This window comes from Paraglaciecola sp. (genome assembly GCF_030730205.1).
GTDB lineage: Bacteria > Pseudomonadota > Gammaproteobacteria > Enterobacterales > Alteromonadaceae > Paraglaciecola.
This window is the reverse complement of the sequence record NZ_JANQVQ010000300.1, coordinates 23,918-30,154: the sequence shown is the minus strand read 5'-3', so window position 1 is coordinate 30,154 and position 6,237 is coordinate 23,918. Positions and strand designations below refer to the sequence as shown.

Here is a 6,237-nt window from a genome sequence, read left to right as displayed (position 1 = left end):
AACTCTGCGTCTGAATGAGTGAACGGTGAGATCACGCTAGTGTTTAATGATAGGGCTGCAGAGATAAGTACGCTGGTGAATAAATGTTTCATAAAATGTCCTCTTTAATGGTTGATTTTGGGCGAATTTTTTCGCCCAAACCATTATGTACATTTTATGCTCAGTTGTAGAGTGTTAAGCTTTCAATAAACGAGGAAGAAGTTGTTTATAGCTTTCATTAAATGTGGCCCAAATCGCAAACATGCCTATTGCGTGCATTAAATAAGGGTATGAATAGTAAATGATTAGCACATTAGAATACCCCAATAGGTGCCTCACTAAATATTCGATAAGTACGGCGCACTGTATGATAATGGTGGTACCCATTAAACGGTAAATTATCCAGTCTAAATTGGTTGACCGTCCTCTGCCTGGGAATAATCTATCAACGATGTCCAATCTTGAAAAGACCAGATATCGACTAAATAAATTGATCATCATTAGTGCTACATGCCAATAAATTTCTGGGGCAATATAGTCAGCCATATACCAATAAAACTCAGCACCAATTACTAACACTAAGGTAAGGCCAACAAATTTAGCAAAGGGGTCAAAACGCAGATAAATGGCAAGTGCTAGAGCCAAGCAATATAGGAATTCTTTTATTACAAAGGCGTTGCTTAAGCTAAACCATGCGAATTCTTCGATACACCGCTGGAGTAAAATTATGGCCAGTACGCTGACGATATTGATATTGCGGTAACACACAGCAGCGGTGAAAATAATAATTCCGATGAACAATCGGTCAAAAATATAAGCATTACCAAAGCTTAACATGCCACAAGCGACAAAAATTCCGCCAAACAGGGCCGTTAATAACTGAGGTAAATAAACACGGGCTAACATTAGCTGAGGTTGAAGCCGAAGTAATCCATCACTGTTGAAAAGAACGACTCTCTGGTTTGCTGTGAGGCTTTTTGCCTACAAATAGACCACCACTTACTGATGACCTCAACACCGATATTATTCATCGTTTCTGGCTTTTCGTTTTCTATGGCTGAAACGGTTTCTCGGCTGATACCAATCCGTAAAGCAAGCTCGCCTTGGGTATACCCAGCTTCTTTACGTAAGGCTTTTAACTGAGCGCCACTGAATTTCTTTTTACGTGACATAGTGATGATTCCATACTGTGATAATCGAAAGCATAGTAAAGGTAAAAATATTACCTCTTTGAAATATAAATTAAACCTGGATATGAGTAAACAAAAAACTGTAGAAAGTCGCATAATATGTGGCCTCTGTAGCACTGCAGTATGATTTTTAATCGATAAATTATTTTCAACAGCAAAAATTTTCAATTAATCAGTCATTAGTTAATATTGCTTTAACCTCGGGGGAGGCTAAGTACCTAAAATCGTGTATAATCCGCGCCCAATTAGATTTGAACCGTTATTTTTGAGTTTGTAGCCCAATGTCATATTTGCAGGAAGTTAATAAACGCCGCACCTTTGCGATCATTTCGCACCCGGATGCAGGTAAAACCACTATCACTGAAAAAGTACTTTTGTACGGAAACGCGCTACAAAAAGCGGGTACGGTAAAAGGCAAAAAGTCAGGGCAACATGCCAAATCTGACTGGATGGATATGGAAAAAGAGCGGGGGATTTCGATCACCACTTCTGTTATGCAATTTCCCTACAAAGATAATCTAATCAATTTACTTGATACCCCGGGGCACGAAGACTTCTCAGAAGACACTTACCGCACCCTGACCGCGGTTGACTCTTGTTTGATGGTGATTGATGCCGCGAAAGGGGTAGAAGCACGTACCATTAAATTGATGGAGGTCACTCGTTTACGGGATACACCAATTATTACCTTTATGAACAAGATGGATCGCGATACCCGTGATGCCATCGATTTACTCGATGAAGTGGAAGATGTTCTTAAAATAAAGTGCGCCCCCATCACATGGCCCATCGGTATGGGCAAAGAATTTAAGGGGGTTTACCACATATTGCGTGACGAGACTTTTTTATACAAAAGCGGTCAAGGTCACACCATTCAAGAAGTGCGGGCGATAAAAGGCATTGATAACCCAGAACTGGATAAAGCGATTGGAAATTACGCCCAAGAGCTGCGTGATATGTTAGAACTGGTACAAGGTGCGTCCCATGAATTTAATCACGAAGAATTTATTGCCGGTGAATTAACCCCAGTGTTCTTTGGTACCGCAATGGGGAACTTTGGTGTTGACCATATGCTTGATGGTTTAGCCGAATGGGCACCTTTGCCTCAAGGGCGCAAAACCAGTGAGCGTGATGTGGTTGCCAGTGAGGAAAAATTTTCAGGTTTTGTCTTTAAAATTCAAGCCAACATGGATCCCAAACACCGCGACCGGATTGCCTTTTGCCGGATAGTGTCGGGCAAGTACCAAAAAGGTATGAAGATGTTTCAAAGTCGTATTGGTAAAGACGTTAGAATATCCGATGCTTTGACATTTTTAGCCGGTGATAGAGAACTGTTAGAAGAAGCGTATGCAGGCGATATTATTGGTTTGCATAATCATGGGTCGATTCAAATTGGTGATACGTTTACCGAGGGCGAAAAATTTCGCTTTGCGGGGATACCTAATTTTGCTCCCGAGTTATTTAAGCGCATTCGTTTGCGCGATCCTCTAAAACAAAAGCAACTATTAAAAGGCCTTATTCAATTATCAGAAGAGGGGGCTGTTCAGGTATTTCGCCCTCTACAAAATAACGACCTTATCGTTGGTGCGGTGGGTGTGTTGCAGTTTGATGTTGTAGTTGCAAGGTTAAAGGGTGAATACAACGTTGATGCTATGTATGAACATGTCAATGTATCAACAGCAGTGTGGGTGACCTGCAAAGACGAGCGCAAACTAGAAGAGTTTCGCAATAAAGCTGAGGCAAATTTAGCCTTGGATGGTGGAGACAACTTGGCTTATATAGCGCCCACTATGGTGAATTTATCCCTTGCCAAAGAACGCTATCCAGATGTTGAGTTCCACACCACCAGAGAGCATTAATCTCATTCAATTATAGTGAATAGCAAAGCATGAATTTACAGCGTTTTTTATTGGAAAAATTTAAACAAGCAGTGGCAAAAATAGGCGCACCTGCTGATAGTCCTTTACCTTTAAGCCGCAGCACCCGTGCTGAATTTGGTCAATATCAATTTAACGGGGCAATGGCCTTAGCAAAACGTATGAAGTTGCCCCCCAGAGAGGTGGCGCAAAAAATTATTGATGCACTGGACTTATCAGGCGAAGTTGACAAGCTAGAAATTGCTGGCCCTGGCTTTATTAATATTTATTTAAACGATCAATGGTTGGCCTCTCTGCTAAATACGGCCAGTGAAAGTCAGCGTCTTGATATCGAACCAAACACCTCACAAACCGTGGTAGTTGACTATTCAGCCCCTAATTTAGCCAAAGAAATGCATGTGGGTCACCTGCGTAGCACAATCATTGGTGATGCCGTAACTAAGACCCTAGAATTTATGGGAAGTACCGTAATACGTCAAAATCATATGGGTGATTGGGGCACGCAGTTTGGTATGTTATTGGCGCACCTAAACGATAAGTTGGCTGCCAACCTAGTCGCTGAAACCGCTCTTTCAGATTTAGAAGATTTTTACCGTCAAGCTAAAGTACGCTTTGACAACGAAGATGGTTTTGCCGATAGAGCCCGCGATTATGTTGTTAAATTACAAAGTGGTGATGCTCAATGTTTACAACTTTGGCAAAATTTTATCGACGTATCGATTGCTCACAGCGAAGATGTATATCAAAAACTCAATGTAAGCTTAACCCGACAAGATGTAATGGGCGAAAGCGCCTATAACGATGATTTGGCCTCGGTTGTCGCGGAATTGAAAGCCTCTGGTATCGCTGTAGAAGACCAAGGTGCTCAAGTCGTATTTTTACATGAACTTGCAGACAAAGAAGGTACGCCAGCGGTTTATATTATTCAAAAATCAGGCGGTGGCTATTTGTATGCAACCACCGATTTAGCGGCGATCCGCTATCGAAACAAAGTACTTGGCGCAGACAGAACATTAATTTTTACTGATGCAAGGCAAGCACTGCACTTTAAACAAACTGAAATTGTCGCACGTAAAGCAGGCTTTATCTTGCCTGAACAAAGTTATGAACATTGCCCCTTTGGCATGATGTTAGGCAACGATGGCAAACCGTTTAAAACACGTACAGGCGGTACCGTTAAGTTAGCTGAATTGCTTGATGAAGCGATTGAGCGAGCAGAAGCACTGCTCAACAAACGTGATTCAGCATTAAGTGCGGAAGAGATTAAAGACATCGCGCAAAAAATTGGTATTGGTGCGGTTAAATATGCGGATCTCAGTAAAAACCGTACGACAGATTATATTTTTAATTGGGATTCCATGCTTAGCTTTGAAGGCAATACTGCGCCTTATTTGCAATACGCTTATACTCGTGTGCAGAGTATATTCCGTAAAGCAGAAGCTTTTTTGCATTCTAATCCTGCAACGATCACTTTGCTTGAACCACAGGAAAAAGCATTGGGTATCAAATTATTGCAGTGTTCTGAAGCGTTAAATCAGGTCAGTCAGGAAGCGACACCTCATGTGTTATGCACCTATCTGTATGAACTCGCTAGTTTGTTTATGAGTTTTTACGAAGCATGCCCTATTTTAAAAGAAGGCATCAATGATGAGGTAAAAGGCAGCCGTCTATTATTGGCTAAACTTACCGCGAATACCTTGCAGTTAGGCTTAGATTTATTAGGCATAGAAACCATGGATAAAATGTAAAAGCGCATTCGCTTATCCGACGCGCTCTACTACCGTTTAGTTGCTAAAGCCAGATCAAACAGTCATTTAGGCAATAGTGAACTGTTTGATTTTGGTTTGTAAGTTCACTGAAACGTTTTTACAGCGAACAAGTAGGCGCCGCTTCATCGGCGGCGCTGGAGGTTTGATGGTTCATATTAGTAACATTGCAATTGATATCCTCCGTTACTTGGCTTTATTCCTCAGCGGCTGCGGCAATTTGCCCGGTGAGTTCGCTCATTTCCCCAACAAACGGATTGATTTGCTTCAGCTCAACTGACGCATCAATAGATGGCGCCAAAGAGTCACTGGCAATGACGCTGGCTTTCTTCATTGAATTTACAACTAGTGTAGTGCCATTTTGCAATCGCTCTATTAGCCTTTGAATTGAGGTGGTTGTTTGTTCTTTGCGTTTGGCTAATGTCCTAACTGTGTCGGCTACCACGGCAAAACATCTGACTTATTCCCTCGAACCAAAATTTTATATTGAGTAAAATCATCACTAGACGTGTATAAATTTGTTATAGCAGTAGTGCTGGCAATAACGAACACTCACACCATTAAACAAAGACTGAGGCTAACTTTTTACCTATAGTTAACTTTGTAATCATCTTTGCGTCCTAATTAAGAAGATGGATGAGTAAAATCTAGTGTAGATTTAAACGTAGTTCACAGTAGAAATACTGCTACAAATAAAAGGAGATGAGCCATGATTAGAATATTGGCCTTTGCAGGCAGTGCACGTAAAGATTCATTTAATAAAATCATCTTAAAAGTCGCAGCTCAAGGTGCAACAGAAGCGGGTGCTAAAGTTACGCTTATTGATCTCGCTGATTTTGCAATGCCTTTGATGGACGAAGATCTTGAAAAAAAGTTGGGTATACCCGCTAACGCGCTAAAATTTAAGCAACTTTTAAACGAACATGATGGTTTGTTGATTGCCTCTCCAGAGCACAATAGTGCTTACAGCGCCTTGTTAAAAAATACCATTGACTGGGCATCACGCCGGGCTGACGGTGAAAAACCGATGGAAGGCTTCAAAGGAAAGGTGGCCGGTATTATGGCTGCAAGCCCGGGAGCTTTGGGTGGTTTGAGAGGCTTGGTACCACTGCGTATGTTATTAGAAAATATAGGGGTTATGGTACTGCCCAATCAAAAGGCGGTGGCTAAAATAACGGCATTGCTAGATGAAGAAAATAAGATTGATGACGAGCAAACACAAGTCGGGCTGAAACGCATTGGTAAGGAATTGGCGGAAACCTTAGCTAAACTTCAGCGCTGAGCGCAATTTTTGCTCCTGTGTTTTGATCATCGACAACACAGGCGCCTGTTATATCTTAATTCGTTTTGCCTCTGTCAAAAAGCCGTAAAATCCGCTAATATTCGCGCCCTTAAACCATAATCAACTATGTAACTCATCTATCA

Annotated in this window: 6 protein-coding genes; 3 read left to right on the top strand and 3 right to left on the bottom strand. The window is 41.5% G+C overall.

Annotation, left to right across the window (positions count from 1 at the left end; genetic code table 11):
- Nucleotides 1–174: 174 nt before the first annotated feature.
- The gene (locus NWQ57_RS19420; RefSeq protein ID WP_306023838.1) at nt 175–885 is read right to left on the bottom strand and encodes a hypothetical protein; all 711 of its coding nucleotides are present in this window, start codon (nt 883–885) and stop codon (nt 175–177) included.
- The gene (locus NWQ57_RS19415) at nt 885–1,151 is read right to left on the bottom strand and encodes a helix-turn-helix domain-containing protein (RefSeq protein ID WP_306023837.1); all 267 of its coding nucleotides are present in this window, start codon (nt 1,149–1,151) and stop codon (nt 885–887) included. The genes NWQ57_RS19420 and NWQ57_RS19415 overlap by 1 nt, the downstream gene beginning before the upstream one ends.
- A 299-nt stretch (nt 1,152–1,450) precedes the next feature.
- Here NWQ57_RS19415 and prfC point away from each other — a divergent pair, with 299 nt between their 5' ends.
- The gene (prfC, locus tag NWQ57_RS19410; RefSeq protein ID WP_306023836.1) at nt 1,451–3,028 is read left to right on the top strand and encodes a peptide chain release factor 3; all 1,578 of its coding nucleotides are present in this window, start codon (nt 1,451–1,453) and stop codon (nt 3,026–3,028) included.
- 29 nt (nt 3,029–3,057) lie between these two features.
- The gene (gene argS / locus NWQ57_RS19405) at nt 3,058–4,794 is read left to right on the top strand and encodes an arginine--tRNA ligase (protein WP_306023835.1); all 1,737 of its coding nucleotides are present in this window, start codon (nt 3,058–3,060) and stop codon (nt 4,792–4,794) included.
- A gap of 214 nt (nt 4,795–5,008) precedes the next feature.
- Here the strand turns inward: argS and NWQ57_RS19400 are convergent, their stop codons facing one another.
- Nucleotides 5,009–5,257: a hypothetical protein gene (locus NWQ57_RS19400; RefSeq protein WP_306023834.1), complete on the bottom strand. Its 249-nt coding sequence runs from the start codon at nt 5,255–5,257 to the stop codon at nt 5,009–5,011.
- A 264-nt stretch (nt 5,258–5,521) separates the two neighbouring features.
- Here NWQ57_RS19400 and NWQ57_RS19395 point away from each other — a divergent pair, with 264 nt between their 5' ends.
- Nucleotides 5,522–6,094, top strand: coding sequence for an NADPH-dependent FMN reductase (locus NWQ57_RS19395; RefSeq protein ID WP_306023833.1), 573 nt, complete (start codon nt 5,522–5,524; stop codon nt 6,092–6,094).
- Nucleotides 6,095–6,237: the final 143 nt, after the last annotated feature.

Excerpts from the sequence above, each read along its gene's own strand:
- NWQ57_RS19420 (WP_306023838.1), bottom strand. The coding sequence starts at position 885 with ATGTTAGCCCGTGTTTATTTACCTCAGTTATTAACGGCCCTGTTTGGC.
- NWQ57_RS19415 (WP_306023837.1), bottom strand. The coding sequence starts at position 1,151 with ATGTCACGTAAAAAGAAATTCAGTGGCGCTCAGTTAAAAGCCTTACGT.
- prfC (WP_306023836.1), top strand. The coding sequence starts at position 1,451 with ATGTCATATTTGCAGGAAGTTAATAAACGCCGCACCTTTGCGATCATT.
- argS (WP_306023835.1), top strand. The coding sequence starts at position 3,058 with ATGAATTTACAGCGTTTTTTATTGGAAAAATTTAAACAAGCAGTGGCA.
- NWQ57_RS19395 (WP_306023833.1), top strand. The coding sequence starts at position 5,522 with ATGATTAGAATATTGGCCTTTGCAGGCAGTGCACGTAAAGATTCATTT.